Origin of the sequence: Limnohabitans planktonicus II-D5, assembly GCF_001270065.2 — a bacterium.
In the GTDB taxonomy this organism is placed as follows: Bacteria; Pseudomonadota; Gammaproteobacteria; order Burkholderiales; family Burkholderiaceae_C; genus Limnohabitans_A; species Limnohabitans_A planktonicus.
In genome coordinates, this window is the sequence record NZ_LFYT02000019.1 from 47,120 (window position 1) to 73,083 (window position 25,964).

Sequence of the window (25,964 nt, forward strand, 5' to 3'; positions counted from 1 at the left end):
TTCGGCACAGACCCATGTCGGGGTCTTTGACCGCCGGCCTGCCAATGCAGCCCCGTAGGTCGGTACTCGAAGAATCCGACATTTTTCCGCTTCGGCACAGGCCCTATGTCGGGGCTAAAGCCGCCGACCTACCAATGCAGCCCCGTAGGTTGGCACTCGAAGAGTCCGACGTTTGGCCGCTTCGGCACAGACCCATGTCGGGGTCTTTGACCGCCGACCTGCCAATGCAGCCCCGTAGGTTGGCACTCGAAGAGTCCGACATTTTTCCGCTTCGGCACAGGCCCTATGTCGGGGCTAAAGCCGCCGACCTACCAATGCATCCCCGCAGGTCGGTACTCGAAGAGTCCGACGTTTGGCCGCTTTGGCACAGACCCATGTCGGGGTCTTCGACCGACGACCTGCAAGATCTTTGAGCATTGAAACTTCACAGGGCTGAATCTTCAGGCCCGCCGCCAAAGCGCCATCCCCCTTTGTGCCTTGCTGGTGTCGCTGGGTGCAAGTGTCACGGGGCCTTGCGGTGTCTGGCGCAGCACTTTGGCCAGCGCCATCAAAGCGGATTCGGGGCCACTCAGCAGTTCCAGTTCCAGCTCCAGCAGGGGCTCGCTCAGGGCAGTGCCGGGCACATGGATGCGGCCTTGATCGAGGGCGACTTCGATGCGCGCGTCATCATGCGTGATGACCCAGCGCTGGCGTTCAAAGTCGGTGCAAAACAGGGCCTTCAATGAAGGGCGCAGCGCCATTAGCTCGGCGGCCAAGGTGACGTCATCCACCAGTGTGTCGAACTGCAAGGCACCCGGGCTGGTGGGGCCTTCCCACTCTTGCCTGCGTGACAGGCCATTTTCGCTTTGCCCCGCCGTTTTCACCGTCAGCAGCCACTGCGTGCCCGTCAGCCTTTCGCGCACGGCCATGCGGCGCTCTTGCAGTTTCAAATCCGGTGTGTCGAAGTAGGTGTTGAGCAGCCGTTGTTTGCTGCCACGGTTTGCCAACAAAGGGTGTAGCAGCAGGCGGGGCAGCTCTTGTGGGGTGAGGGAGAGTTTGAGTTCGGTTTCCATGACAGCGGACGGGGTTGGGCGGTTCAGGGCAAACAGTGACCGCCAAATGCCGTATTTGAGCAGGGTCTGAATTTGGAAGATCAGCAGGTTGAGTGTGTCAACGCACAGGTTTGACCCGCACGCCCCCCAACACGCCCAGGATCAGCAACGCAATGCCTGTCAGCGTCAAGGGTTCAGGCCACTGACCTCGCAGCCAGAAGGTGTAGCTCATGGCGGCGAGGGTTTCGAACACAATCAGTTGGCCCGCCAAGGCTGTGGGCAGGCGTTGGCTGGCGGCGTTCCAGCACAGGGTGCCCAGCCACGAGGCAAACAGCGCGATGGCCATCATGAGCCCGATGAATTCGAGGGGGCGTGGTCCCAGGGGCATGGGCAGTGGGTTGTGCGTGGCGCTGCTCCACAGCCAGAACGCGGCGTAGCCCAGCAAGGCCAGGGGCAGCGTGGCCAGGCCTTGCGCGGTGGCCCATACGCGCGGGTTGCGGTCGGGGTGGCCGCGCAGCCAGTCGGCGTTTTTGAGGGGGTACCAGGTCCAACAGACCATCGCGCCCACGGCCAGCACCGCACCGGTGATGTAGCGGCCGGTGTCTGCCTGCGGGTTTTGCAGCAGGGCCGTCCACTCCACATGGTTGACACAGGCGATGCCCAGCAAAATCAGTGCCAAAGGCGGAGCCAGTTTGAGCCACGGAAAGCGCCCGTCGCGCTGGTGGTTGAGCAAATTGGCCGCGACTGCAATCACGACTGGCAACGTTCCGATGATCATCGTGGGCAGTGCGCCGCCCGCACGCTGGATGGCGCTGGACAGCAACAGGTAATACAGCACGTTGCCAATGGCTGCCAGTTTGAGCGCAGTTAGCCAGTCTGCACGGGACAGGCGCTTGATTTCAGAGCGGTCCACAAAGGCCAGGGGCAGCGCGATCAGACCAAAGGCCAGGTAGCGGCCAAAGGTGTGCAGCATGCCGGGGTACTCGGGCAGCATGAGCGGGGCGACAAACACCAGGCCCCACATCATGCCGGCGGCCAAAGAAAAGAAGATGCCGCCCCATAGGGCGTTGGCGTTGTTAGGCATGTCTTGAACGAGAGAAGGGGTCAGGCGCGCCAAGCGGGCAGTTGCCAGTTGCGCCAAAGTGCCAGTGCGCGCAAGCCCACGGTGACCAGCAGGCAGCCCAGCAGGGCCACCCAGCCAGGAGCGTCGGTGGACCAGAGGCCCACATATGTCCAGCCGCCCGCAAAGGCGCAGACCGCGTAGGGGCGGTGGTCCTTGAAGGTGGTGGGGATTTCGTTGCACACCATGTCGCGTAGCACACCGCCAAACACGCCCGTGATCAGGCCCATGAGCACGGCGACCATCGGGGGCATGTTCACCTGCAGTGCGTGGTGCACGCCTGTGGCGGTGAACAGGCCCAGGCCCAGCGCGTCAGGCCAGAGGATCGCTTTTTCGGTGACTTCAAAATGGCGCTGGCGCATGAAGGCCATGGCCATCACACACAGGGCCAGCACCCCCCAGAGCATTTCGGTGTGTTGCACCCAAAAGAAGGGGCGCTGGTCGAGGAGCAAGTCGCGCAGCGTGCCGCCACCGAAAGCAGCCAAAAAAGCCACCACGCACACGCCCACGGCGTCCAGCCGCTTGCGCGCAGCTTCCATCAGACCGGAAAGCGCAAAGGCGGCGGTGGCTGACAACTCGACCAGCAGGCGAAGGGTGTCACCCCAGGATTGAATGGCGTACATGGCGGTGATTATCGGGGGTGATGTCCAGGGCGGTGTCTGCATGCATGCAAGGGGGCATGTGCAGGTCGCAGGCTTCAGCCTCGACATGAGTCTGCCCCGAAGTCAGGCATGTGGGAGCTGAAGCTGCCGACCTACGGGGAGTTGGCAAGGGTTTGACTTCGTAGGTCGGTACTCGAAGAGTCCGACGCTGCATGTTGGGCACAAAGCGCTGGAAGCAGGCAAAGGAGGTCAATCAGGCCAAACCTCGGGGTCTGCGACCACCGACCTACGGGGAGTTGGCGAGGGTTTGCAGGTCGGCGGCTTCAGCCCCGACAGGGATTAAAGCCAGACCTTTTGGTAGCGGCCTTGCGGGTCGTGGTCTTGTGTTTGCTTGGTGGGGTTAAAGCGCCGCCCCTGGCGCGGGTCGGTGCCCCGGCCGCTCACATACAGCCAGTTCCCCTGGTTGCTGTAGACATCAAAGTCCACCAGTTGCGATTCGAACCAGGCGGCGCCCGCACGCCAGTCGCATGACAGGTCGTGCACCAGAAAGCTGGCCACGATTTGGCGCATGCGGTTGGAGGTGAAGCCTGTGGCCGCCAGCTCGCGCATGCCCGCGTCCACGATGGGCTCGCCGGTTTGGCCGCTGCACCAGCGCTGAAAGTCCTTGGGAAAGTGCGAGGGTTGTGGCAGGTTCGACAAGCCGCGTGCCGCATAGAGTTGCGGGCCGTGTTGCCGGTGCAGCATGCGGAAGTTGTCGCGCCACAGCAGTTCAAACCAGAGCCAATAGGTGCCGTCGTTGCTGCCATGCGTTTGCTCGTAGGCCTGCAGCGCTGCCCAGATGCGGCGGGCCGACACCGCGCCCGTAGCCAACCAAGGCGACCAGAGGCTGCTGGTGTGCTGGCCTTGCAAGGCGTTGCGGGTTTGTTTGTAGCGGTCGGGCCAAGGGGGTGTGAGGTAGCTGTGCAGATGGGCCAAAGCGCTGGCCTCGCCGCCCCGGTGGGGGGGCTTGTGTGTAAGGAAAGTTCGAACGTGGGTGCGCATCGCCCTCGGTGTGGGCTTGCAGCAGCGTGAAGGCGTCTTCAGTCCAGCCGGGCAAGGCGGTCATGTTGTCACTCGGAGGCGCAGGCAGTTGGGTCAGGGCAGGCAGCGGTGCCAAGGGCTGGAGCCCCGCCGACTCGATGCGCTGGCGAAACTCGGTGAAGACCTGCGGCATGTCTTCGGTCGCAAAGGGCAGGGCGTCGGGTTCGATCAGGCTGGACTGCCACAGGGTTTTGACCGTGAGGCCCGCGTGGATCAGGGCTTGCACCTGCGCCTCTTCTTCGGGCGCGGCGATGTCTTCGCAAAACACGGTGTCGGCTTGCACCAGGCGAGCGCAGGCGGGCAGTACATCAGCCACAGGCCCGTGCAGCAAGACCAGTTGCTGGTTCAGTGATTGCAGCGAGGATTGCAGGGCTTGCAGCGTGTTGGCCACAAAGCGCCTGCGGTGCACGCCCATGCGGCGAAAGCCCCAGACGGTGGGCGCGTCTTGCACGGGTTCGTGCACATAGACCAGCAACAGGGCTTGACCATGCGCTTGGGCGTGGTCGATGGCTGGCTGGAGTGCGCGTTGGTCGTGCAAGCGCAAGTCGTTTCGAAACCAGAAAATGGTGCTGCGCATGGTTTATTGATCCGGCACGATGAAGTTTGAAATGTGTGAGAAATGTGATCTCGTAGGTCGGTACTGACAGAATCCGACGTTTGCTGCTCCGGCACAGGCCCATATCGGGGTCTTCGACCGCCGACCTACAACATCAATGTTTAAGAAGTGTCATCTTGTAGGTCGGTACTCGCAGAGTCCGACGTTTGCCAGCTTCACACAGGCCCCTGTCGGGTTCTTCGACCGCCGACCTACAAGATCTTTGAGCATTGAAAAATTCACGGGCCGAATCAAAAAAAGTCAAAGCCCAGCTGGGCACTGGCTGGGGTGTTGGCTGAAGAGGACTTGGCAGACTTTCGGCGGTTGGTCTTGGGCGTGTCCGAGTCGCGTGTGAACACGTCGCGTTGCGCGCCGCTGCCATGTTTGCGCGAAGCGTGTTTCTCAACGATGGCTTTTTTGCCCGCTTTCACACCGGGCTCTGCCCGCCGGGCGTGCAGCGCGGCTTTGGAGTTGCGCGTGGCCTCGGCCAAGTCCACCACGGGCAGGGGAATGTCGGCGTCAGGCCCGCTGCCCACCGTCAGGCCGCAGTGGCGCTGCACCTCGGGGGGCATGAGCCAGGGCTCAAACAACCAGGTGTCGGGCACACGCCGCATGTGCGGCAGCCAGCGCCTAACAAAGATGCCTTTGGGGTCGTGGTCTTGCGCTTGTTTGATGGGGTTGTACACCCGCGTGGTGTTGATGCCGGTGGTGCCCGACTGCATTTGCAACTGGCTCCAGTGAATGCCGGGCTCGTAATCGAGAAACTGCGTGGCCAGCCAATGGCCCACGGGCCGCCAGTCGAGCCACAAGGGGTAGGCCGCCACCGACACCAGCATGGCCCGCATGCGAAAGTTGAGCCAGCCGGTTTCATAGAGCATGACCACACAAGCGTCCACCATGGGCCAGCCGGTGCGTGCCGAGGTCAGGGCCGCAAAGTGCGCATCGCTCCAGCCGTCTTCGCGCAGGCCGTCATAACCCCGGTGCATGTTGCGCCACTCGATTTCGGGCTCGCTTTCGAGCTTTTGGATGAAGTGGCAATGCCAATACAAGCGGCTGATGAAGCCGACCAGGCCCGCCCGGTGCCTGCCCGCTTGTGGCGGCAAAGCATCGAGCGCAGCCCGAGTGCTTTGCACCACTTCGCGCAGGCTGATGCAGCCCCAGGCCAAATAGGCCGAAATGCGCGAACAGGCTGTGGGCGAAGTCAGCGGCGAAGAGATGCCGCCTCGGTACGACAAAGCCCGTGCGTCCAAAAAACTGTGCAAGGTCTCCAGACCCAAGCGACGTCCGCCGCGCTGGCGATCAGGTGGGTTGTGCTGCAGGCCGGGTGGTGGTGTCATCACTTCGGGACCAAAATTTTCAGACGCGTGAAAAAAGTGCAACCTGGGCAAGACCGCGTGTGGCGCGGCCATGTGCGCTTCCCAGCGGGCTTGCCAGGTGTTGCGGCTTTTGAGGCGTCGCACCACGCCAAACTGAGGCAACTCGGTCCAGCCCACGCCAGCACTGCGGCACCACGCGCCCACTTGCAGATCGCGCTCGTAGGTGAAGGCGTTGCCGGTTTCTTGGTGCGCCACCAGTTCGGCAAACGGCGCTTGTGCGTGCAGGGCAGCCAGCACCTGCACCGCAGGCCCCACGCGCACTTGCAAGCTGCCGCCCAGCGCTTGCAGGTCCTGGTGCAGCTCGGTCAAAGATTCGCGCACGAATTCAAAGTGCTGCAGGGCCGCATCGGGCTGCGCCCACAGATCTGGCTCGACGATGTAGAGGCACAGCACCGGTCCACGAGTTGCAGCGTGCGCAAGCGCCGCATGGTCGTGCAGGCGCAGGTCGCGCTTGAACCAGACGACGCGGTAAGTCATGGCCGTGTCCCCAAGGCTGAAACAGGCCCCAGTCTGCCCGGTCCTTGGCTGTAACGGGTGAGGTCAATCTCCAAGCAATCCAGCAGCGGTTCAGGCAATTCGGGGGCTTGCTGGCGCAGGTAACGGCGCACAAAGTCGGCAGCATGCCAGGGTGCGGTAGAGCCACTCCAGACGGCGCTGTCCTGGATGAGCCAAGCCCCGTTAACCTGTCGCAGCACCACGATGCTGGGGTTCAGCGTTTTGAACGCCACTTCGGCCATGACCCAGTCGCCTTGCGTTTGCACCTGCAAGAGCTCGGCTTGCAGGGAGTCGGGCAGGCTGTGCACTTGAATGGCTTGCAAAACAGCCCAAGCCGTGGCGCTGTTGATGGCTTGGGTGTGCACGGAGCGGCAATCTTGGCGCATCTGTCGCCAGCGCTCTGACAGCCAGCCCCGGGCGTCAAACAATCGGCCGCTGACTTGCAGCAAGCTTGAGCGGTCTTGGTGAACCCAGTCGATGTGGCTGTCCATGATCAGGAAGCCGAGGACCCCTGCAAGCGTGGCTGCGACGTGGCGTTTCATGGGTTGCTGGGATGGTTTGGGTCAGATCAAACGTCTTCTTGCAGAGAAATGCCTTCGTGCGTGGCCACCATTTGCAGCGCTTTTTCAAACATGTTGCGGGCAGTGGCGGCTATGGTGTTGAGTTGGGTGTGCAGTTCGGCGTCTTTGGCGCTCAGGTCCAGGCAGGCGCGGCTGTAGTCTTCGAATCGGGCGATCTGGCCCAGAAGTTCAGCCAGATGTCGGGGGCACTCACACAGCACCTGATTGGGGTTGTTGGCCACCCGCTGCAACACCGTGTCAGAAAATTGGCGTGGGGGAATGTGCTGGTTTTGCACCGTCCAGGTGGGGGGCTGCAGCGCAGGTCGGGTGCGCAGCAAGATGTCTGCCAGGGCCATGTCGTTCAGGGGGTCTTGGTACACGGTGTAGCCCGCATCGCGCAAGCTGGCCACGGCCTTGAGCTGTCCAAAGTTGTACAACACCAAGGTTTGCCGCGGCCCATGCAGTTGCGCCAAAGCCTGAATTTGTTGGGCTTGATGCTCATTCAAACCATTGAGCGACACCAGCAGCACATCAGGTGCCGGGCTGAGGCGGTCCGCATGGGCTTCGTCAAGGTGGGGCCACACTTTTTCGATGGGCAGGGCCTGACCCTGCCAAATGGCGCTGAACTGTGCAGACTGCAAGCGTTGCGCCAGTTGCAGCCCGATGACAGCCCATGTGCTGCTGAGGGGGGCTGCCAGTGCTGTGGGGGGGGCTTGTGTTGCAGCAATGCCCAGGCCTGTTTGCTGCAATTGCTGAAGTTGCGCCGTGGACAAGCCTGCAATCAGGCTGATGCCGTGCCCTTGGCTGCTGAGGGCTTTGAGCAATACGGCTTTGCGCAAATCGTCTTCGTTGTACAGCCTGTGTTGCCCATGCGTGGTGTGGGGCGAAAACGCGTGGTAGCGCGATTGCCAAATTCGCAAGGTGGGCACGGGAATGCCACTGAGCTTGGAGACCGCTCCAATGCGGTAGAGCGAAGGGCTTGGTGGCGAGCTTGTGTTCATTATTTGAGTAGGTTTTGACATGCAATTCTAGGTTAAAACATGGCTTCTGAAATATTTTTATAGATAATGAGTAGATTATTTCACTTTAAACAATACAATACCGACTCAACATTGGAGCGCCTCATGATCCTGAAGAAAACAGCCAAAGCGGTCGATATTGCAGTTTTCATCACGGCTCGTGCGTCTTTGAACCCTGTGACCACGGAAGACATTGCATCGGGCTTGAGCTTGTCGTCCTCTTACACGGAATCCATCCTCAAAGACTTGCGCGAGGCCGGTTTGATCCGTGCGCACCGCGGTCCGGGTGGCGGTTACCAAATTCGTGGCAACCCCGAAGACATCTCGCTGTGGGATGTGGTCAAACATTTTGAAGAAGTGCACAGCTTTGACACCCTCTACCCCAAAGCCGATCACCCCATGAAGGGGCTTGAGGCGGCCATACAAGACCAATTGCGTGCCCTGCTTCAGGCCCAAACGCTGGCCGATGTGGCGGTGCCCATCCTGCCCAGTGGCGCCAAAGTCACGGCCATGCTTGGTCAATTCAGGCTCAAGCCATTGCCCCCGCCCATCATGCCCAAGGCACCCAACTCGGTGTTTCAACTGAGCATGATGCTTTGAGACTGTGTTCGCCTGGATCGTTTGGATTTGAATCTGGAAAGCAAACAGCTCATGAAAGCAGCCTGGTACACACACAACGGAGAAGCCCAAGACGTGATGGTCGTGGGTGAATTGCCCACACCCCAGCCCGCAGCAGGAGAAGTGCTGGTGCGGCTGGTCACCTCCGGCGTGAACCCTTCGGATGTCAAATCGCGTCGCGCCAGGGCCTTGACCGATCCCTTGATCGTGCCGCACAGCGACGGTGCGGGCGTGATCGAGGCGGTGGGCGCTGGCGTGCCCGCTTCACGCGTGGGCGAACGTGTCTGGGTTTGGAACGGCCAATGGCAACGTCCACTGGGCACATGTGCCGAGTACATGGCCTTGCCGCAAGAGCAGGCCGTGCACCTGCCTGAGGGCACAGATTTTGCAGCGGGCGCCTGCATGGGCATTCCCGGGCTGACGGCGGTGCAGGCGGTGACACTGGCCGAGCGGCTGGCGGGCAATTTGCGCGGCCAGACGGTGCTGGTCACCGGTGCATCTTCGGCGGTGGGGCACTACATCACTCAAATGGTGACGCAAGCCGGTGGTCATGTGCTGGGCACGGTGGGCTCGCCTGCCAAGGCCCAGCATGCGCAAGCCGCTGGCATGCAGGAGGCCATTGATTACAAGAGCGAATCGGTGCCCGAACGGGTCAAGGCGCTGACGCGAGGCCGGGGCGCTTCGGTGATCATTGACATGGATTTTTCGACCACAGCCACATGGGCGGCTCAAGGGGCTTTGGCGCCGCACGGTCAAGTCGTTTGCTATGGCTCCAATGCGCTGGATGTGTCCTTGCCATTTCGGCCATGGCTGTTTCAGTCGATGGGTGTCCAGTTCTTTTTGGTCTATGACTTGAGTCCCGCAGACCGCGCCGCAGCCTTGGCTCGGCTGACTGGCCTGCTTCAGGCGCAGTCATTGATTCACACCATCGGCGCGCGCTGCACCCTCGATCAGGTGGCTGATGCCCACCGCCAGGTCGAGGCGGGGCAGACACTGGGCAATGTGGTGATCGAGCTGTAAAAGTATGGCCTGTGCGCCTGAGCCCGTGCAAGCATGGACGTCATGAAAATTTCACACCAATGACTTTTGGATGTCATCGCCTCCTTGGATGATGGAAAGCTGGATCATCAGGAGAAGACGACATGAGAGAGTTACCCAATCCCACGTTCGCACTGTCCCCGGTCAGCTTGCCCAGGGGGTCACTTCATCCGGCGCAGCCCAACAGTGCTGTTGATTTCCTGCCTCGTCGCGCCAAAAGCGCTATTGAAGTCACTTGGGCAAAGCATCAAGACGAAGTACGCGAGGCGCAGCGACTGAGGTTTGATATTTTTGGCACCGAGATGGGGGCGCGCTTGTCCAGCCATCTGCCCGGCCACGACATCGACCTGTTCGATGATTTTTGTGAACACCTGCTGGTGCGTGAAACCGCGACGGGCATGGTGGTGGGCACCTACCGCGTGCTGACGCCTGCGCAAGCCAAGCGTGCGGGCAGCACCTACAGCGACACCGAGTTTGATCTGACCCGACTGCGTGACATGCGCAACCGCATGGTGGAGCTGGGGCGCAGCTGCGTCCATGCCGAGCACCGCCAGGGCGGCGTGATCATGGCTTTGTGGGGCGCGCTGTTTGAATTCATGGACCGCAACCAACTGGACGTCATGATTGGCTGCGCCAGCATTCCCATGCTGCACAACGGGTTGGTCAGTGGCGACGCGGCAGCCAGCATTTGGCGTCAGTTGCGTGAAACCCATCTGGCCCCGATCCAGCACCATGTGCGCCCGCGCCTGCCTTTGCCTGTTGAAGAGTTGAATGCGCATCTCGACATCGAGCCTCCGGCACTCATCAAAGGCTATTTGCGACTGGGTGCCAAGGTGCTGGGCGCACCCGCCTGGGACCCGGACTTCAACACCGCCGATTTGCCCATGTTGATGCGTACGGCCGATTTGCCTGCCCGCTACCGCAAGCATTTCAAGTCAGCGGTGTGAGCATGTCGCCCGCCGATTTGCCAAAAACGATGTTGTTTGAGATGCCGCACGCGGTGCTCGGCCATGACCACGCGGCAGTCCAAATGCCATTGACTGGCCATTCAGGCAGCCCAGCGCAAGACGAAGATGTGAACGCAGAGAGAACCCCGTTGCGCGCGATTTTCATTTCAGACCTGCACATTGGAACGCCAGGTTTTCAGGCTGAAGCGCTGCTCGATTTTTTAAAGCACCACCCCAGCGACATGTTGTATTTGGTGGGTGACATCGTGGATGGTTGGCAATTGCGTCGCCGCTGGTTCTGGCCGCAAAGCCACAACGATGTGCTGCAAAAACTGTTGCGCCGTGCGCGCAAGGGATGCCGCGTGATTTATGTGCCGGGCAACCATGATGAGTTTGCAAGGCATTTCGTGGGTCATGCATTTGGCGGCATCGAGGTGCATCACGACACGTGCCACACCACTTTTACCGGCCAAAAACTGTGGGTCGTGCACGGCGACCACTTTGACGGTGTGATCCAGTGCGCCAAATGGCTGGCTTATGTGGGCGACTGGTTGTATGAGCTTACGCTGCGATTTAACCGCCACCTCAACAGTGCCCGTGCACGCATGGGCTTGGACTATTGGTCTTTGTCGGCTTACCTGAAGTTGAAAGTGAAAAAGGCGGTCAACTTCATCAGTGACTTTGAAGTGGCTGTGGCGCATGAAGCCAAGCGTCGCGGTTATGACGGTGTGGTGTGTGGGCACATCCACCACGCGGAGATTCGCGATGTCAATGGTGTGCTCTATTGCAACGACGGGGATTGGGTTGAGAGTCGAACGGCTTTGGTCGAGCATGCGGATGGGCGATTGGAAATCATCCATTGGGGTTCTTCCGCAGCAGTAACGGTGCGAGAAAAAGTGATGGCAGCATCTGTTGCATAAAGGGGCAGTAAAAATGACATCCTCTTGTGTGCCATAGCACACATATACAAAAATATGATGACAACTTTCACCGAATTGTCATCTAAATGACTTGCTTCATTTCTATCATCTGCACTCATCCCCATGAGAGCGTGCCATGTCTAGTTTCCCGGTTGCGATCAGTGACAAACCACCTGAACAATCAATTTTGCTGGACAGGGATCTCAGCATTCTGTCCTTCAACGAGCGCGTACTCGATTGGGCGCACCGTGCAGAAGTGCCTGTTCTGGAGCGCTTGCGATATTTGTGCATCGTGTCGTCGAACATTGACGAATTCTTTGAGGTGCGTTCTGAGCCCCATGTGATGGGCGCTTTGCAGGGCTTGACCAGCGGTCCTTACACACAAGCGAGCCTGGAGGCCATCACCGAGCAGGCCACTGCCATGGTGGGGCGGCAATACAAGCTGTACAACGAACACTTGTTGCCTGCGTTCGAGCGACACGGCATTCAGATCCTCTCGCACGGTGAGCGCAATGCCGGTCAGCGGCGTTGGGTGCGCAATTACTTTCACAACGAAGTCCAGCCGCTGCTGGTGCCGGTGGGCCTGGACCCGGCGCACCCTTTTCCGCAAGTGGCCAACAAGTCGCTCAATTTCATTGTGCAGTTGTCGGGCAAAGATGCGTTTGGCCGTGCGAACGAAATTGCCATCGTCAAAGTGCCGCGTGTGCTGCCCCGATTGATCCCCATCCCGCCGCGTGTCAGTGGCGGTGCCACGGCGTTTGTGTTGCTCTCAAGTGTGATTCGGGCTCATCTGGGCGAATTGTTTGCAGGGCGTGAAGTCGGGCAGTTTTCGCAATTTCGCGTGACACGTCATTCCGACCTGGCCGTGGATGAGGACGATGTGGACAACTTGCGCACTGCATTGCGCCAAGGGCTGGCCCACAGGCATTACGGTCAGGCGGTGCGCCTGGAGGTGTCATCAGACTGCTCAGCTCGTCTGGCCGAGTTTTTACGACAGCAGTTTCAATTGCCCGCACTGTCGGTGTTTCGGGTCAATGGGCCTGTCAATCTTGTGCGTCTGATGCAGTTGATTGATCTGGTCAAGGCACCGCAGTTGTTGTTTCCTCCCTATGAGGCCAGTTTTCCGGTTCAGTTGCCCAGCCAGGGGTCGGTGATGGGCCGTATCCGTGCGGGGGACGTGGTGATCCACCAACCCTTTGAAAGTTTTGAAGGTGTCCTGGCGTTTTTGCGCGAAGCCGCCTATGACCCACAAGTGCTGGCCATCAAGCAAACCATTTACCGCACGGGCAATGATCCGGTGATGATGGATTTGTTGCGCGAAGCGGTCAGGCAAGGCAAGGAGGTCACGGCGGTGGTGGAGCTCAAAGCCCGCTTTGACGAAGAAGCCAACATCAACTGGGCCGAGCAACTGGAGTCGATTGGTGCTCAGGTGGTCTATGGCGTGGTGGGTCTCAAGACGCACGCCAAGATGCTGTTGGTGACCCGGCGTGAAGGCAAGTTGTTGCGTCGCTACGGCCATTTGTCGACCGGCAACTACAACCCGCGCACGGCCAGGTTGTACACCGACATCAGTTACTTGACGTGTGACGCCGACATCACGGCCGACATGGACCATTTGTTTTTGCATTTGGCCAGCCAAAGTCGCTTGCCCAAAATGAAGCGTTTGCTGGTCGCCCCCTTTCATTTGCATGCACAGATGCTGGCCAGCATTGAGACTGCAGGTAACGCCGCTGCGCAAGGGCGCAGCGGACGCATTGTGATCAAGACGAATGCGCTCACCGATGTGCCTTTGATTGAAGCATTGCTGTCCGCTGGACAAAAGGGCGCGAAGATTGACTTGATCGTGCGCGGTGCCTGCATGCTGCCTGCCGGGCTGGCGGGGGTGAGTGAAAACGTTCGTGTGCGCTCAGTCATCGGGCGGTTTCTGGAGCACTCACGGGTGTTTTATTTCCGTGCAGGACAGGACGAGTCCCTGTACCTGTCAAGCGCCGACTGGATGAGCCGCAACATGATGCGTCGTATAGAGCTGGCATGGCCAGTCAATGACCCTGTGCTTCGACAGCGCATCATTGATGAATGCATTCTGGCTTATTTGCATGACAGCCGTGACGCTTGGGATTTGCGGTCTGACGGACGCTACCAACGTGTGGATCTCGACCAGCCGGGACACAGTGCGCAAAGCGCCCTGATGGCCCGCTACAGCGCATCAGGACAACAGGAGTGATCACATGGATTTGATCTTGTGGCGGCATGCAGAAGCATTTGATCCCGAGCCGGGTCAAAACGACCTGGAGCGGGTTTTGACACCGCGAGGTCAAAAGCACGCCAGCCGCATGGCTGATTGGCTGGAGCGCCAATTGCCCGAAGGGGCCAGAATCCTCAGCAGTCCTGCTGTCAGGGCCGAGCAGACGGTGCGTGCCCTGAGTCGCAAATACAAAGTTCGTGATGCCCTGTCGCCGGGTGCCAGTGTTGAAGACCTGCTGGAAGCAGCTGGCTGGCCTGATGCCAAGCATGCTGTGGTGCTCGTGGGCCATCAGCCCAGTTTGGGGCTGTTGGCTTCACGCCTTTTGCAGATGGGAGATGGGGCCTGTCCCATCCGCAAGGGCGCAGTCTGGTGGCTGCGCAACCGTCACCGTGAGGGACAGGATCAGACGGTGATCATGTCGGTCACGGTGCCTGACAGGCTGTGAGGCCTGTGCCGTTCAGTCTTTGCTGGGGCGGCCGGTTTTGATGGTGGGCACGTTGGTCAATGCTTTTGAGAAAGCAGCGTCTGCCAATCCGCTCAGCAATTGCAAACCTGCGCGTATGAGTTCACTTTTTTTGATGTCCACGCCCAAGGCTGTAGCGCGTTTTTTCATGACAGAGAGTTGATCAAATTCTGTCTTTGGAATGGTGAAACTGTCGCGCACGACTTTCACTTTTTTCTCTTTGACGGCTTTGACTTTTTCAGTGGCCACCGTTTGGCGAGTGGTGACTTTGGTGTTGGGCGGAGTGGCAGATTTTGGACTTGCTTTAGGTGCTGCTTTTGGGGCAACTTTTTGTGCGGCTTTGGGGGCAGCTTTTGCTGAGGCTTGGGGCTGGTTGACGGCCTTTGTCGAGCTTGATGGTTTCACTGTGCTGGTGGAAGCCTTGACTTTCTGAGGCGCTTTTGTGGCCGTTTTTGTAGCCGTTTTTGTAGCCTTTTTTGGGGCCCTTTTTGTGCCAGCATTGACGGCTGGACTCGCATTGGAGGAGACAGCTGATTTGCCGGCGGTGATGCTCGGCAAGTCTGCTGGTGCAACAGGTTTAACGTCGGTTTGGTGTTCAGCAGTGGAAGCGGCTTTGCTTGTGGACATGGTTTCCTTTCAATTTAACGGTGCAAACAGTTTATACCGTTAATTTAAGGGAGGCAATACATTGTTCAGAGTACTTCGAAGTGGAATGCCCAGCCTGTTTTTTGCCAGGCGACAGTTTCTTCCCTGAGCAGGTGCGCCGATTGTGGCCATTGCTCTGCCCAGGCGCTGTTGACCGTTAATTGGGTGGTTCGGCGGGGCACATCACAGTGCACTTGCACGCAGGTGATGTCGGGATCTTTGCGGGTGTGGCAAAAAATCACGGCCAAGCGCAAGGCCATGAGTTGCTGAACGAACATGGGATCGTGAAATTCAGCCTCCAGTTTGCGCAGTTTGCCGCGATGTCCCAGCACCAGCTGGCTCAATCGATGCAACTCATCCATGGTGAAGCCCGGCAGATCGGTGTTGTCAAGAATGTAGGCGCCATGCTTGTGGTAATCGCTGTGAGAGATCTGCATGCCGACTTCATGCAGTTGAGAGGCCCAATGCAATTTTCTCTGGCGCCTGGCAGCGATGTGCTGTTCGGTGTCTGGCATGAACAAGCTCAACAGGCTTTGTGCAGTCCCCGAGACGCGATTTGCTTGCGCAACATCCACACCGAATTTTTGGGTCAACCACTGAACCATCTTGGCGCGCACATCGGTTTGCGGGCTTTCGCGGTCCAGCAGGTCAAACAAGGCCCCATGCCGAAGGGCACCTTGTGCAGCAAACATTTCGTCGATGTGCAGCAAATCAAACAGCGACCGCAAGATGGCCAGTCCGCCGCCAATGACGGGTTTGCGGTCTTCTTTGATCCCGTCTAAGCGCAAGTTGTCCGATTTTTGAGCCTTGAGCAATCGGTCCTTGAGCCAGTCGAGCCCTTCGCGTTGAATGACCCCAGCGGGCCACCCCGCTTGTGTCAGCACATCGGCCACTGCACCCACGGTGCCCGATGAGCCATAACATGTGTCCCAACTGTCTCTTCTGTAGATGATTTGCGCTTCATCCAGCACAGCCTTGGCGGCAATTTCTGCGGCCTTGAACGATGCGTGGGTCCAAAGACCGTCCCCAAAATACTTCATGGACCAAGCCACGCTGCCGACGCGGTAGGACTCCAGGGTTTGGGCGTCTGCGTTGTGACCGAGGATCAGCTCTGTGGATCGGCCTCCAATGTCGATCACCAGTCGGCGTTCGTTGGACTGAGGCAGCAAGTGGGAAACCCCCAGATAAATCAAGCGGGCCTCTTCGCGTCCGGCAATCACCTCAATCGGAAAGCCCAGGATGTTCTTGGCTTTGTCCAGAAAAACCTCGCGGTTACGGGCTTCTCTCAGGGTTTGCGTGGCCACGGCACGTACCTGCGAGGGCTTGAAGCCAGCAATTCTTTCGCCAAATCGGGCCAGACAATCCCAGCCGCGCTGCATCGCTTCCAGTGTCAGGTTGCGATCTTCATCCAAACCGTTGCCCTGGCGCACCGTCTCCTTGATGTATTCCACGCGCCGCATGTGACCCGCATCCAATTGACCTATTTCCAGACGAAAGCTGTTGGAGCCGAGGTCAATGGCTGCAAAAAGGGACTGGGTGTGCATGGGACTTGACTGAGAAATAGGAATACTGATTATGTGACGTTTATTTGAAAATTTATTGACAATTCTTGATGTACCTCGTGGAACTTCACAGTCACGGATGATGAAATGCTATGCGAGGTGCATGAGTGGGTCTGTGGCCCAATGGGACCGATGTTGGCACCCCCAAAAACAAGAGCAATGCCATGAATGACCATGATCTCTCTGACGCTACAGAAGACAGCCTGTATACCCAGCAGCAACGCCAGTCTGCCGCGAGGCGCAGCACCTGGGTGAGTGTCGCCATCAATGTGCTGTTGTCCAGTTTGCAGGTGGGGGTGGGCATTTTTTCAAAATCACAGGCCTTGATTGCCGATGGCCTGCACTCCCTGTCGGATCTGGTGTCGGATTTTGTGGTGTTGATGGCAGGCCGCCACAGCCAGAAAGATGCAGACGACATGCATCCCTACGGGCACCACCGGTTTGAAACGGCGGCCTCCATGGTGCTCGGTCTTTTGTTGTTGGCGGTAGGCGTGGGCATGCTGTGGTCGGCTTTTGTCAAATTGCAGTCACCACATTCGGTTGAAAAAGTGCATGTGACGGCCTTGTGGGTGGCTGGGGCTGCTCTGGTGTCCAAGGAACTCCTGTTTCGATACATGCTCGCTGTGGCCAAACAGGTCAAATCCAGCATGCTGGTGGCCAATGCCTGGCATGCGCGCTCTGACGCGGCATCTTCATTGGTGGTGGGTGTGGGCATCGTGGGCAATTTGCTGGGCTATCCGATCCTCGACCCGATTGCCGCATTGGTCGTGGGCTTGATGGTGACTCGCATGGGCTGGGGCTTCACCTGGGATGCTTTGCATGACTTGATGGACCGTGCGGTCGATGAGGCTGAAGTCCAGGCCATTCATGACACTCTGCTGAACACCCCGGGTGTGCGTGGCGTACACGATGTGCGCACGCGCAAGATGGGCGACATGATTGTGGTCGATGCCCATCTTGAAGTGGACGCGCTGCAGACGGTGGAAGCTGGGCATGACATCACTGTCCAAGCGCGCAGCCGGGTCATGCAGCGTCACCGCGTGTTGAGCCTGTTGACCCACCTGGACCCCTGGAAAAAACCGGATCTGGACCACGAACGGGTGCCGCGCAAATGATCTTCGGACCGCTGTGAGCTTCAACCCAGAACCCTTGATCAGGACATCGACCCTTGGTTACAGCAGGGGTTTGCCGGGTGTTGGCTGAGCCGTGTGCTCTTGTGAAGCCAGTCAATGTTTTTCAAGCAGAGCCACCAAACCCGGGTATCGGTTCAGCTGAGTGATCAGTTCCAGTGCGATGGATTGATCACGCTGCACCCCCAGCTCCACCTGCCATTTTTGAGCGCGCTCGTGAAACCTTCGCGCCGATGCGCGAGGAACCCAGGCCTTGAGGTTTTCAATCGCATAGCGTTGTTGTTTGGCCAAAATACGCAGCCGGTGCTGGCGCGCTAAATCACTGGAATTCGCCCCATTTTTCAGCTTCTTGTTCCAGCCTTGCAAGCGTTTGAAAATCCATTGTGAGAAGTTCTTTTGATCCAAGGTGAAGTTTTTGGGGGTCGGCTGTGTTGAAAGTTGGGCAATCCAATGCGCCATGTTCAGCAGCATGAGCGTGGTTTCAGGTTCCCGAGCCTTTGCCTTGACAGCATTCAGTGCGTGTGTGCGAGCAACTTGTAGGTCCCGGGTCATGTCCGTCCATTCAGATAAGGGCATGGCCTGTTCGGCGGGCCATGCGGCCAGACAAGCTGGCAAAGTGCTGTCCAGCGCCACATCCAGGTTCCTCAAGTGATCGGTTGCCCGGATCAAGGGTTTCAGAGGGCGCAAGGGCGCAGGGCAATAGCCTTTCAACAGGGGTTTGAAAAACTTCAGACTGCTTTGAAGTCGCCTCCAGCCGATGCGTGCCTGATGCGTGATTTCTGTGTCGTGACGGGTTCCCAGGGCGCACACATTGAGGGCCAGGTGCATGAAGTTTTCCAGCAAGATGGCCGCCATGATGTTTGGGATGCTTTGTCCATCCACACGGGTGACGGGGTGTGCAATGTGTGCGATGGACGTGACGACTTGGGTGGGCATGGCCGATCAGCGCAAGGTGTAATCCGAGAGCTTGAGTTGGGGTTGTGGCATGACCAACTTCATGGACTCCAGGGTGTGCACCAGAAGTTCCGAGACAAACAAGTCCCTGTAGGCCTTGGAGTCGGCGGGCACGACATACCAGGGCGCATGTTCCGTGCTGGTCTCTTGCAGGGCTTGTTCGTAGGCGCGCATGAAGGCATTCCATTTTTTTCTGTCGTCGAAATCAGAGGCTTGCACCTTCCAGTGTTTCAAGGGGTCATCCATGCGGGCTTGCAGGCGTTTTTTCTGCTCTTGCTTGGAAATGTGCAAATAGCATTTCACGACGGCAATGCCCGCATCGTGCAACAGACTTTCAAAGTGCCGGATGTGTTCGAGTCGCTGGATGCGAGTGGCTTTGCTGATGTCCCTGTGCACCACGGGCACCAGCACGTCCTCATAGTGGCTGCGGTTGAAGATGACCATCTCTCCCCATGCTGGCGTTTTGGCATGCACACGCCACAAAAAGTCGTGGCGCAACTCCAGTGCATGCGGCACCCCAAAGGCTTCGGCCCGCACGCCCAAGGGGCTGACGTGGGTGAACACGCTGCGAATGCAGCCATCCTTGCCGGCCGTGTCCATGCCCTGCAAGATCAGCAGCAAGCCACGACTTTGGCCAGCGTGCAAGATGGTCTGCAGCCGGTTGAGCTGTTCTGCCAGATCGTGCAGACGCTCAGGCCACTGCGTGCTGTCCTCTTGCGTGAGCGCATCAGGCGGTGTGGTCGGATAGGCCGATAAATCCATGGTTTTGTCGGGCTTGACCCGGCAGGCGTGCAAATCAATGGGGTTCATGTCGCGCTTTCAAGGAGTCAGGATGGCGTGCAATAGCCAAGGTGTGGCCAGGGTGCCGAGCCAGACGGCTGAAGTCACCAAAAACAGACCCGGCAAAACCCAGGTCGCAAAAACGCGGCCACCTGCGGTCATGGCCACGGCCGCTTTGCTCAGCGTGTTGCTGCTGACAGCCAGCAAGATGCCCCACTGAGCTTGAACCAGCGATGCATGCCCTTGATGCACCAGACTGCTCATGGAGGCCACGCTGGAATGCGCGTCTGCAAACCCTGACACGAAGGCCCCAATCATCATGCCCATGGCACCCAGCCATGTCTGCAAAGCAGCTGTTAAGAGTGTGACGGACAAAACGACACCGGTCATCAACAAGGTGGTCTTGTGGTCAAAGGCGTGACCTTTGAGGGGCAGTTCTTGGACCGCAGCTGCACCCAGAGGGCGCTTGGCGACCCACCAGGCATACAGGCCGGCCGTCGTGATGCCCAAGCCAATCGGCAGCAGCATGTAGGGCAAAAGCGGTGGCAGCAAGACAGAAACGAGCAAACCCAACTGGAGCATGGTGGAGACCGTTGACAACACCGCGCCCACGGCCGCGGCGTGGGTGGAGGTGGGGAATTCCCGCGCTGTTTGTCCCATGCTCAAGATGGTGGCGGTGCTCGATACAAATCCGCCAGCAAAGCCCGTCAGGGCCATACCGCTGCCTTGCCCCATGATGCGCTTGGCCATATAGCCGACAGCGCTGATGCTCATGGCCAGCACCACAAAGCGCGCCAGTTCGTGCAGATTGATCGCTTGAAAGGGACCGATGAACCGGTTGGGTGCCAGTGGCAACAAGATCATGGCGGCAGCCAAAAAGACCACCACGTCTTGCAGTTCCTGTTCGGTGATGACTTGGCGAACAAATTGGTGCATGCGCTCGCGTGCAGCCAGCAATGCGGTCAAAACAATGCCCAAAATGGCTGCCAATCCAGGCTCTTGCACCGACAGCGCGCCCAAAAGGCAGGTCAGCAAAATGGCGGTTTCGGATGTCAAGCCGGGGTCATGACTGCTCGATTGTTGGTACGACACCAGGGTCAATCCCCCCAAAATCAGCAGCAAAGCGCTCAACAAACCGGAAGAGTCGATGCTTTGCGCGACGAAACCGCACAAGGCTGCGATGGCAAAGGTGCGAATGCCTGCGGCGCGGCGATGGGGGCCTTCGCCTTTGCGCCGCTCACGGTCGGCACCCACCAGCAACCCGATGCCCAAGGCCACGGACAGCTTGAACAGCACGGCCGAATCTATGGAAGTGAGCATGTGCTTTTTGCAACCTGTTGTGCTTGTCAGGACTCACTGTAGGGCTTGGGGCCTGCCTGGGCTTGATGTGAGGCAAGCATCGGGCAGATAGGGGCACCGAAAAGGTGAGAAGTAGCACCCAAATAACGAAAAAAAGTGATCCTCATCACACTGCTGTCTGATAATTGACACGATATTGTCACAATCGGGTCTTACATTCGAAACAGTTTCCCCGCCAAAGCAAGTGTTCAGGATGAGCCTGAATCCCTAGCAAATTTGAACCAGGAGTTGACATGTTGAAAATGAAATCACTGATCGCGGCCATTGGCCTGGGTGTTGTCTCAGCGACCACTTGGGCCGCCGACATCACTGGCGCTGGCGCCACTTTCCCTTACCCCATCTACGCCAAATGGGCCGAGGCCTACAAAAAAGAAACCGGCATTGGTTTGAATTACCAATCCATTGGATCGTCAGGCGGCATTCGCCAGATCCGTGCCAAAACGGTGACTTTTGGTGCCACTGATGCACCTGTCCCTGGGGCTGACCTCGACAAAGACGGCATGGTTCAGTTTCCAGCCATCATTGGCGGCACAGTGCCTGTGGTGAATCTGGAAGGCTTCAAGCCAGGCGAGTTGCGCATCACCGGCCCCGTCATGGCCGAAATGTTCATGGGCAAGATCAGCAAGTGGAACGATCCCAAGTTTGCCGCCTTGAATCCAGGTAAAAAACTGCCAGACCAAGCCATCACGGTGGTGCACCGCGCTGACGGCTCGGGCACAACTTTCAACTGGACCGATTACCTGACAGCGATCAGCAAAGAGTGGGCTGACACCGTGGGCAAGGGCGCTGCCGTCAAGTGGCCTGCGGCTTCGTCTGTGGGTGGCAAGGGCAACGAAGGTGTTGCAGCCAACGTGAGCCGCGTCAAGGGTGCCATTGGTTACGTGGAATACGCCTACGTCAAGAAAAACAACATGAATTTCTTGCAGCTGCAAAATGCCGACGGCAAGTATGTGAGCCCCGATGATTTGACTTTTGCTGCAGCGGCTGCGGGTGCTGACTGGTTCAGCGTGCCTGGCATGGGCGTGTCGATGGTGAATGCCAAGGGTGCCAACGCCTGGCCTGTGAGCACGGCTTCATTCATCGTGATGTACAAAGAGCCTACCGACAAAGCTTTGTCCAAAGATGCGCTCAAGTTCTTTGACTGGGCTTTTGCCAAAGGCAAAAACATGGCGGCCGAGTTGGACTATGTGGCTTTGCCTGATGCATTGACCAAGCAGATCCGCGAGCGTGTCTGGACACAAATCAAGAACTGATGCTTGCAGGTGCAGTCTCTGACGGCACCTGACCCACAATGCCCCGACATCCACAGATGCCGGGGCATCTTCTTGAAAAACAACAACAAGGCTCTAGCCTCTAGGAACACAGCATGAACACGATGGCCGTGGCAAACAGTGCGACTTCAACCAACATGATGGCAGTCGTCAAGCGCCAAAGAATCCAGGATTTTTTCTTTCACAAGATCACTTTGGGCTTTTCCCTTTTGGTTTTGCTTGCTTTGATGGGCATCATTGTTTCTTTGATCATCAACGCCTGGCCCGCATTTGCCAAGTTTGGTGTTGGCTTTATCTGGCGTGTGGAGTGGGACATCATCAACGGTGAATTCGGTGCCGCGATTGCGATTTTTGGCACCGTGGTCAGTGCGCTGATTGCGCTGGTGATTGCTGTGCCTTTGTCATTTGGCATTGCCCTGTTCCTGACGGAAACCTGCCCGACGGCTTTGCGCCGTCCACTGGGCACAGCCATTGAATTGCTGGCGGCAGTGCCATCCATCATTTACGGCATGTTTGGCTTGTTCATTTTTGCACCGCTGTTTGCCGAATACGGTCAGCCTGCGCTGCAGTCCACCCTCGGTCAAATGCCTTTGATCGGTCCGTTTTTTGGGGGGGCCATGAACGGTATCGGCATTTTGGCTGCGGGCATCATCTTGGCTTTCATGATTTTGCCCTTCATCGCCGCCGTGATGCGTGATGTGTTCGAGATCGTGCCACCCATCCTGCGTGAATCCGCTTATGGCCTGGGCTGCACCACCTGGGAGGTGGTTCGCCACATTGTGTTGCCCTACACCCAAAAAGGCGTGATCGGCGGCATCATGCTGGGCATGGGGCGCGCCTTGGGGGAGACCATGGCCGTGACCTTTGTGATCGGCAATTCGCAGCGCATCAGCGCTTCACTGTTTTCACCGGGAACATCCATCGCCTCCACGCTGGCCAATGAGTTTGGTGAGGCCGATGATTTCCATTTAAGTACCCTGTTTGCGCTGGGCTTTTTGCTGTTCGTGATCACTTTTGTGGTGTTGGCCGCCGCCAAAATCATGATCAACCGTTCAGAAAAAGCCAAAGGCACCAAGACCTGAAAGGCATGACCCAATGAATCTCAAGCTTTACGCCCGACGCAAGCGCTTCAACCAAATTGGACTGACTTTGTCCATGCTGGCCATGATCCTTGGCTTGTTTGTCCTCTTATGGATTTTGTTCATTCTGTTCAAAAATGGCCTTTCAGCCATCAACTGGGCCATGTTCACCGAATCCACACCCGCACCCGGCTCAGAAGGTGGTGGCTTGGCCAACGCCATTGTGGGCAGTTTCATGATGGTCCTGGTCACTGCACTCGTGAGCACGCCGATTGGCATTTTTGCCGGTGTCTACCTGGCTGAATATGGCGACCAGAGCAAGACGGCCGAGTTGACCCGTTTTGTGACCGACATCATGTTGTCAGCACCCTCCATTGTGCTGGGCCTTTTTGTGTATGCCATTTTGGTGGCTCAGGTCAAACATTTTTCGGGCTGGGCGGGTTCCTTGGCCTTGGCGCTGATCGCCATTCCTGTGGTGGTGCGTACCACTGAAAACATGTTGCGTCTGGTGCCCGGTTCATTGCGTGAGGCAGCTTTTGCACTGGGTGCGCCCCGTTGGAAGGTGGCCACCTTTGTCACCCTGCGGGCCGCAAAAGCAGGTGTCATGACAGGTCTGCTTTTGGCACTGGCCCGCATCAGTGGTGAAACCGCACCGCTGCTTTTCACAGCGCTGAACAACCAGTTCTTCTCATGGGACATGAATTCCCCCATGGCCAATTTGCCCGTGGTGATTTTCCAATTCGCCATGAGTCCCTATGACAACTGGGTCCGACTTGCCTGGGGTGGCGCATTGCTGATCACCCTGACGGTGCTGGTCCTGAATATTTTGGCTCGCGTCTTCTTCCGCGAAAAAGTCAAAGCCTGAATGATCGACAAGGTTCAATATGCCAAACACCTCCTCACTTCCTTTGAAAAATGCGATTGAAATTCGCAACCTCAATTTCTTTTACGGAACCTTCAAGGGGCTTAAAAACGTCAACCTTGACATTGCCGAAAACAAAGTCACGGCCTTCATCGGTCCCTCAGGCTGCGGCAAGTCCACATTGCTGCGCACGCTCAACCGCATGTACAGCCTGTACCCCGGTCAGCGCGCCGAGGGCGAGATCAATTTTTATGGTCAAAACATTCTGGATTCCCGGCAGGATTTGAACTTGCTTCGCGCCCAGGTTGGCATGGTTTTTCAAAAGCCCACACCATTTCCCATGTCCATCTACGACAACATCGCATTTGGTATTCGTTTGTATGAAAACCTTGGCCGTGCTGACATGGACGAGCGGGTGGAGTGGGCTTTGAGCAAGGCCGCGATTTGGAACGAAGTCAAAGACAAGCTGGGCCAAAGCGGTTTGTCGCTGTCCGGGGGGCAACAACAACGTCTGTGCATTGCACGCAGCGTGGCGGTCAAACCTAAGGTCATTTTGCTGGACGAGCCGACTTCTGCACTTGATCCGATCTCCACAGCCAAGGTTGAAGAACTGGTCAGCGAATTGAAAAAAGACTACACCGTGGCCATCGTCACGCACAACATGCAGCAAGCTGCGCGTGTGTCTGACTTCACGGCGTACATGTACTTGGGTGAGTTGGTGGAGTTTGGTCAAACCGAACAAATTTTCATGAAACCCGCACGCCAAGAGACAGAAGACTACATCACTGGCCGTTTCGGCTGATCAGGAGAAGCACCATGGAAAAACACATTTCAAGCCAATTCGACGCCGACCTGACCAGCGTGTCTTCACGCGTGCTGGAATTGGGTGGTCTGGTCGAATCCCAGACACGCCATGCTGTCTATGCGCTGGCCCAGTTCAATTCCGAGGTGGCCAATCAAGTGATTGCCACAGAAAAGCAAGTCAATACCCTCGAAGTGGAAATTGACGCAGAGCTGGCTTCGATCATTGCGCGGCGCCAGCCTACAGCGCGTGATTTGCGATTGCTCATGGCGATCTCCAAAATCACGGGCAACCTCGAGCGTGCGGGTGACGAAGCTGAACGGATCGCGCGCATGGTCAAGCAAATCCTGGAGCAAGGCAGTCCGCGCAACTTGCCCTCGTCTGAGTTGCGCATCGCGTCTGATCTGGCCTCCGGATTGATGCGCAAGGCGCTGGATGCGTTTGCGCGTCTGGATGTGAACACCGCTTTGAGCATCCTCAAAGAAGACGATTTGATCGACGCCGAGTTCAATGGCTTTGTTCGCAAGCTGGTGACTTACATGATGGAAGACCCTCGGACCATCTCGGCCAGTCTGGACTTGCTCTTTGTGGCCAAAGCCATTGAGCGCATTGGTGACCACGCCAAGAACATTGCCGAGTTTGTGATCTATGTGGTCAAAGGGTCCGATGTGCGTCACACAGCCCTGACAGAGATTGAAAAAGCGGTGCAATGAGAAGCCTTCCCCGAATCCTGATTGTTGAAGACGAGCCGCCCATCGCTGAACTGATTTCGGTGAATTTGCGGCACAACGGATTTCAGCCAGTCTGGGCCATGGACGCCGAATCGGCGCAGCGCGAGCTGGATGAAATTTTGCCCGATGTGATTTTGCTGGACTGGATGCTGCCCGGCGAAAGCGGGCTGGCGCTGGCAAGGCGGTGGCGTGCAACGCCTCGCACCAAGGCTGTGCCCATTTTGATGTTGACCGCCCGTGGCGACGAGGCTGACCGGGTGGCGGGCCTGGATGCTGGGGCCGATGACTACATCGTCAAACCCTTTTCGCCGCGTGAATTGCTGGCGCGTATTCGCGCCGTTTTGCGCAGGCGTGTGCCCGAGTCAGCGGGTGGCATGGTCAAAGTGGCCGATTTGCAACTCGACTGCGACACTTACCGGGTGAGTTGGCAAGACAAACCCCTCAAAGTGGGGCCGACCGAGTTCAAGCTCTTGCAGTACCTGATGCGCCACCCCGAACGTGTGCACACCCGGGGCATGTTGCTGGACAAAATCTGGGGTGATCATGTCTACATCGAAGAGCGCACCGTGGATGTGCATGTCAAACGCTTGCGCGAGTCGCTGGGAGATGCGGGCAGCATGATTGAGACGGTGCGCGGTGCGGGTTATCGCCTGACAGCCTCACCATCGGCCTGAACTGGA

At 58.0% G+C, this 25,964-nt stretch carries 26 protein-coding genes; 13 read left to right on the forward strand and 13 right to left on the reverse strand.

Features of this window, described 5'->3' with window-relative positions:
* Positions 1–440 precede the first annotated feature (440 nt).
* The 8 genes from H663_RS34160 to H663_RS34190 form a co-directional block, all read right to left on the reverse strand.
* The gene (locus H663_RS34160) at positions 441–1,052 is read right to left on the reverse strand and encodes a CYTH domain-containing protein (RefSeq protein WP_053171007.1); all 612 of its coding nucleotides are present in this window, start codon (positions 1,050–1,052) and stop codon (positions 441–443) included.
* A gap of 97 nt (positions 1,053–1,149) precedes the next feature.
* Positions 1,150–2,115 carry a DMT family transporter gene (locus H663_RS34165; protein ID WP_053171004.1) on the reverse strand — a complete coding sequence of 322 codons (966 nt, stop codon included), beginning with the start codon at positions 2,113–2,115 and terminating at the stop codon, positions 1,150–1,152.
* A gap of 20 nt (positions 2,116–2,135) precedes the next feature.
* Positions 2,136–2,774 (reverse strand): trimeric intracellular cation channel family protein, encoded by a 639-nt coding sequence (locus H663_RS34170; protein WP_053171001.1) that lies wholly within the window; start codon positions 2,772–2,774, stop codon positions 2,136–2,138.
* A gap of 318 nt (positions 2,775–3,092) precedes the next feature.
* Positions 3,093–3,608, reverse strand: coding sequence for an FAD-binding domain-containing protein (locus tag H663_RS42470; RefSeq protein WP_338067174.1), 516 nt, complete (start codon positions 3,606–3,608; stop codon positions 3,093–3,095).
* Positions 3,523–4,410 carry a deoxyribodipyrimidine photo-lyase gene (locus tag H663_RS34175; protein ID WP_338067175.1) on the reverse strand — a complete coding sequence of 296 codons (888 nt, stop codon included), beginning with the start codon at positions 4,408–4,410 and terminating at the stop codon, positions 3,523–3,525. Before H663_RS34175 ends, H663_RS42470 begins: the two co-directional genes overlap by 86 nt.
* 269 nt (positions 4,411–4,679) lie before the next feature.
* Positions 4,680–6,281: a cryptochrome/deoxyribodipyrimidine photo-lyase family protein gene (locus H663_RS34180; RefSeq protein ID WP_053170998.1), complete on the reverse strand. Its 1,602-nt coding sequence runs from the start codon at positions 6,279–6,281 to the stop codon at positions 4,680–4,682.
* Entirely contained in the window at positions 6,278–6,841 is a 564-nt protein-coding gene (locus tag H663_RS34185) for a hypothetical protein (protein WP_053170995.1), read from the reverse strand. Before H663_RS34185 ends, H663_RS34180 begins: the two co-directional genes overlap by 4 nt.
* 26 nt (positions 6,842–6,867) lie before the next feature.
* Positions 6,868–7,860, reverse strand: a complete 993-nt coding sequence (locus H663_RS34190) for a MerR family transcriptional regulator (protein WP_053170993.1) — start codon at positions 7,858–7,860, stop codon at positions 6,868–6,870.
* A gap of 123 nt (positions 7,861–7,983) precedes the next feature.
* On the opposite strand from H663_RS34190, the gene H663_RS34195 reads away from it, so the two are divergent.
* The 6 genes from H663_RS34195 (at position 7,984) to H663_RS34220 (ending at position 14,091) form a co-directional block, all read left to right on the forward strand.
* Positions 7,984–8,478 carry an RrF2 family transcriptional regulator gene (locus tag H663_RS34195; RefSeq protein ID WP_053171653.1) on the forward strand — a complete coding sequence of 165 codons (495 nt, stop codon included), beginning with the start codon at positions 7,984–7,986 and terminating at the stop codon, positions 8,476–8,478.
* A gap of 51 nt (positions 8,479–8,529) precedes the next feature.
* A complete protein-coding gene (locus H663_RS34200) occupies positions 8,530–9,516 on the forward strand; it encodes an NADPH:quinone reductase (RefSeq protein ID WP_053171651.1) in 987 nt (328 codons plus the stop codon).
* Between the two features lie 122 nt (positions 9,517–9,638).
* A complete protein-coding gene (locus H663_RS34205; protein WP_053170990.1) occupies positions 9,639–10,481 on the forward strand; it encodes a GNAT family N-acetyltransferase in 843 nt (280 codons plus the stop codon).
* A gap of 41 nt (positions 10,482–10,522) precedes the next feature.
* Positions 10,523–11,401 carry a UDP-2,3-diacylglucosamine diphosphatase gene (locus tag H663_RS34210; RefSeq protein WP_338067176.1) on the forward strand — a complete coding sequence of 293 codons (879 nt, stop codon included), beginning with the start codon at positions 10,523–10,525 and terminating at the stop codon, positions 11,399–11,401.
* Positions 11,402–11,537: 136 nt separating this feature from the next.
* On the forward strand, positions 11,538–13,625 hold the full coding sequence (gene ppk1, locus H663_RS34215; protein WP_053170987.1) for a polyphosphate kinase 1: 2,088 nt from the start codon (positions 11,538–11,540) through the stop codon (positions 13,623–13,625).
* 4 nt (positions 13,626–13,629) lie between these two features.
* On the forward strand, positions 13,630–14,091 hold the full coding sequence (locus H663_RS34220; protein ID WP_053170984.1) for a SixA phosphatase family protein: 462 nt from the start codon (positions 13,630–13,632) through the stop codon (positions 14,089–14,091).
* 12 nt (positions 14,092–14,103) lie between these two features.
* Here H663_RS34220 and H663_RS34225 read toward each other — a convergent pair whose 3' ends face one another.
* Positions 14,104–14,736, reverse strand: coding sequence for a superantigen-like protein SSL4 (locus tag H663_RS34225; protein ID WP_083451083.1), 633 nt, complete (start codon positions 14,734–14,736; stop codon positions 14,104–14,106).
* 65 nt (positions 14,737–14,801) lie between these two features.
* Positions 14,802–16,298: a Ppx/GppA phosphatase family protein gene (locus tag H663_RS34230; protein ID WP_053170978.1), complete on the reverse strand. Its 1,497-nt coding sequence runs from the start codon at positions 16,296–16,298 to the stop codon at positions 14,802–14,804.
* Positions 16,299–16,480: 182 nt separating this feature from the next.
* Here H663_RS34230 and H663_RS34235 point away from each other — a divergent pair, with 182 nt between their 5' ends.
* Positions 16,481–17,431 carry a cation diffusion facilitator family transporter gene (locus H663_RS34235; RefSeq protein WP_053171647.1) on the forward strand — a complete coding sequence of 317 codons (951 nt, stop codon included), beginning with the start codon at positions 16,481–16,483 and terminating at the stop codon, positions 17,429–17,431.
* Positions 17,432–17,542: 111 nt separating this feature from the next.
* Here the strand turns inward: H663_RS34235 and H663_RS34240 are convergent, their stop codons facing one another.
* The 3 genes from H663_RS34240 to H663_RS34250 are packed head-to-tail and all read right to left on the reverse strand — an operon-like array spanning position 17,543 to position 20,500.
* Positions 17,543–18,382, reverse strand: coding sequence for a CHAD domain-containing protein (locus H663_RS34240; protein WP_053170975.1), 840 nt, complete (start codon positions 18,380–18,382; stop codon positions 17,543–17,545).
* A gap of 6 nt (positions 18,383–18,388) precedes the next feature.
* Entirely contained in the window at positions 18,389–19,210 is an 822-nt protein-coding gene (locus H663_RS34245) for a PPK2 family polyphosphate kinase (protein ID WP_053170973.1), read from the reverse strand.
* Between the two features lie 9 nt (positions 19,211–19,219).
* Positions 19,220–20,500: an MgtC/SapB family protein gene (locus H663_RS34250; protein ID WP_053170970.1), complete on the reverse strand. Its 1,281-nt coding sequence runs from the start codon at positions 20,498–20,500 to the stop codon at positions 19,220–19,222.
* A gap of 272 nt (positions 20,501–20,772) precedes the next feature.
* On the opposite strand from H663_RS34250, the gene pstS reads away from it, so the two are divergent.
* The 6 genes from pstS to phoB all read left to right on the forward strand — a co-directional run bounded on the left by pstS (position 20,773) and on the right by phoB (position 25,958).
* Complete coding sequence (gene pstS, locus H663_RS34255) at positions 20,773–21,792, forward strand: phosphate ABC transporter substrate-binding protein PstS (RefSeq protein WP_053170968.1); 1,020 nt, start codon at positions 20,773–20,775, stop codon at positions 21,790–21,792.
* Between the two features lie 113 nt (positions 21,793–21,905).
* Positions 21,906–22,892, forward strand: a complete 987-nt coding sequence (gene pstC, locus H663_RS34260) for a phosphate ABC transporter permease subunit PstC (protein ID WP_053170965.1) — start codon at positions 21,906–21,908, stop codon at positions 22,890–22,892.
* A gap of 13 nt (positions 22,893–22,905) precedes the next feature.
* On the forward strand, positions 22,906–23,754 hold the full coding sequence (pstA, locus tag H663_RS34265) for a phosphate ABC transporter permease PstA (protein ID WP_053170962.1): 849 nt from the start codon (positions 22,906–22,908) through the stop codon (positions 23,752–23,754).
* Positions 23,755–23,773: 19 nt separating this feature from the next.
* Complete coding sequence (gene pstB, locus H663_RS34270) at positions 23,774–24,553, forward strand: phosphate ABC transporter ATP-binding protein PstB (protein WP_053170961.1); 780 nt, start codon at positions 23,774–23,776, stop codon at positions 24,551–24,553.
* A 14-nt stretch (positions 24,554–24,567) separates the two neighbouring features.
* Complete coding sequence (gene phoU, locus H663_RS34275) at positions 24,568–25,266, forward strand: phosphate signaling complex protein PhoU (protein WP_053170959.1); 699 nt, start codon at positions 24,568–24,570, stop codon at positions 25,264–25,266.
* Positions 25,263–25,958, forward strand: coding sequence for a phosphate regulon transcriptional regulator PhoB (gene phoB / locus H663_RS34280; RefSeq protein WP_053170957.1), 696 nt, complete (start codon positions 25,263–25,265; stop codon positions 25,956–25,958). Before phoU ends, phoB begins: the two co-directional genes overlap by 4 nt.
* Positions 25,959–25,964: the final 6 nt, after the last annotated feature.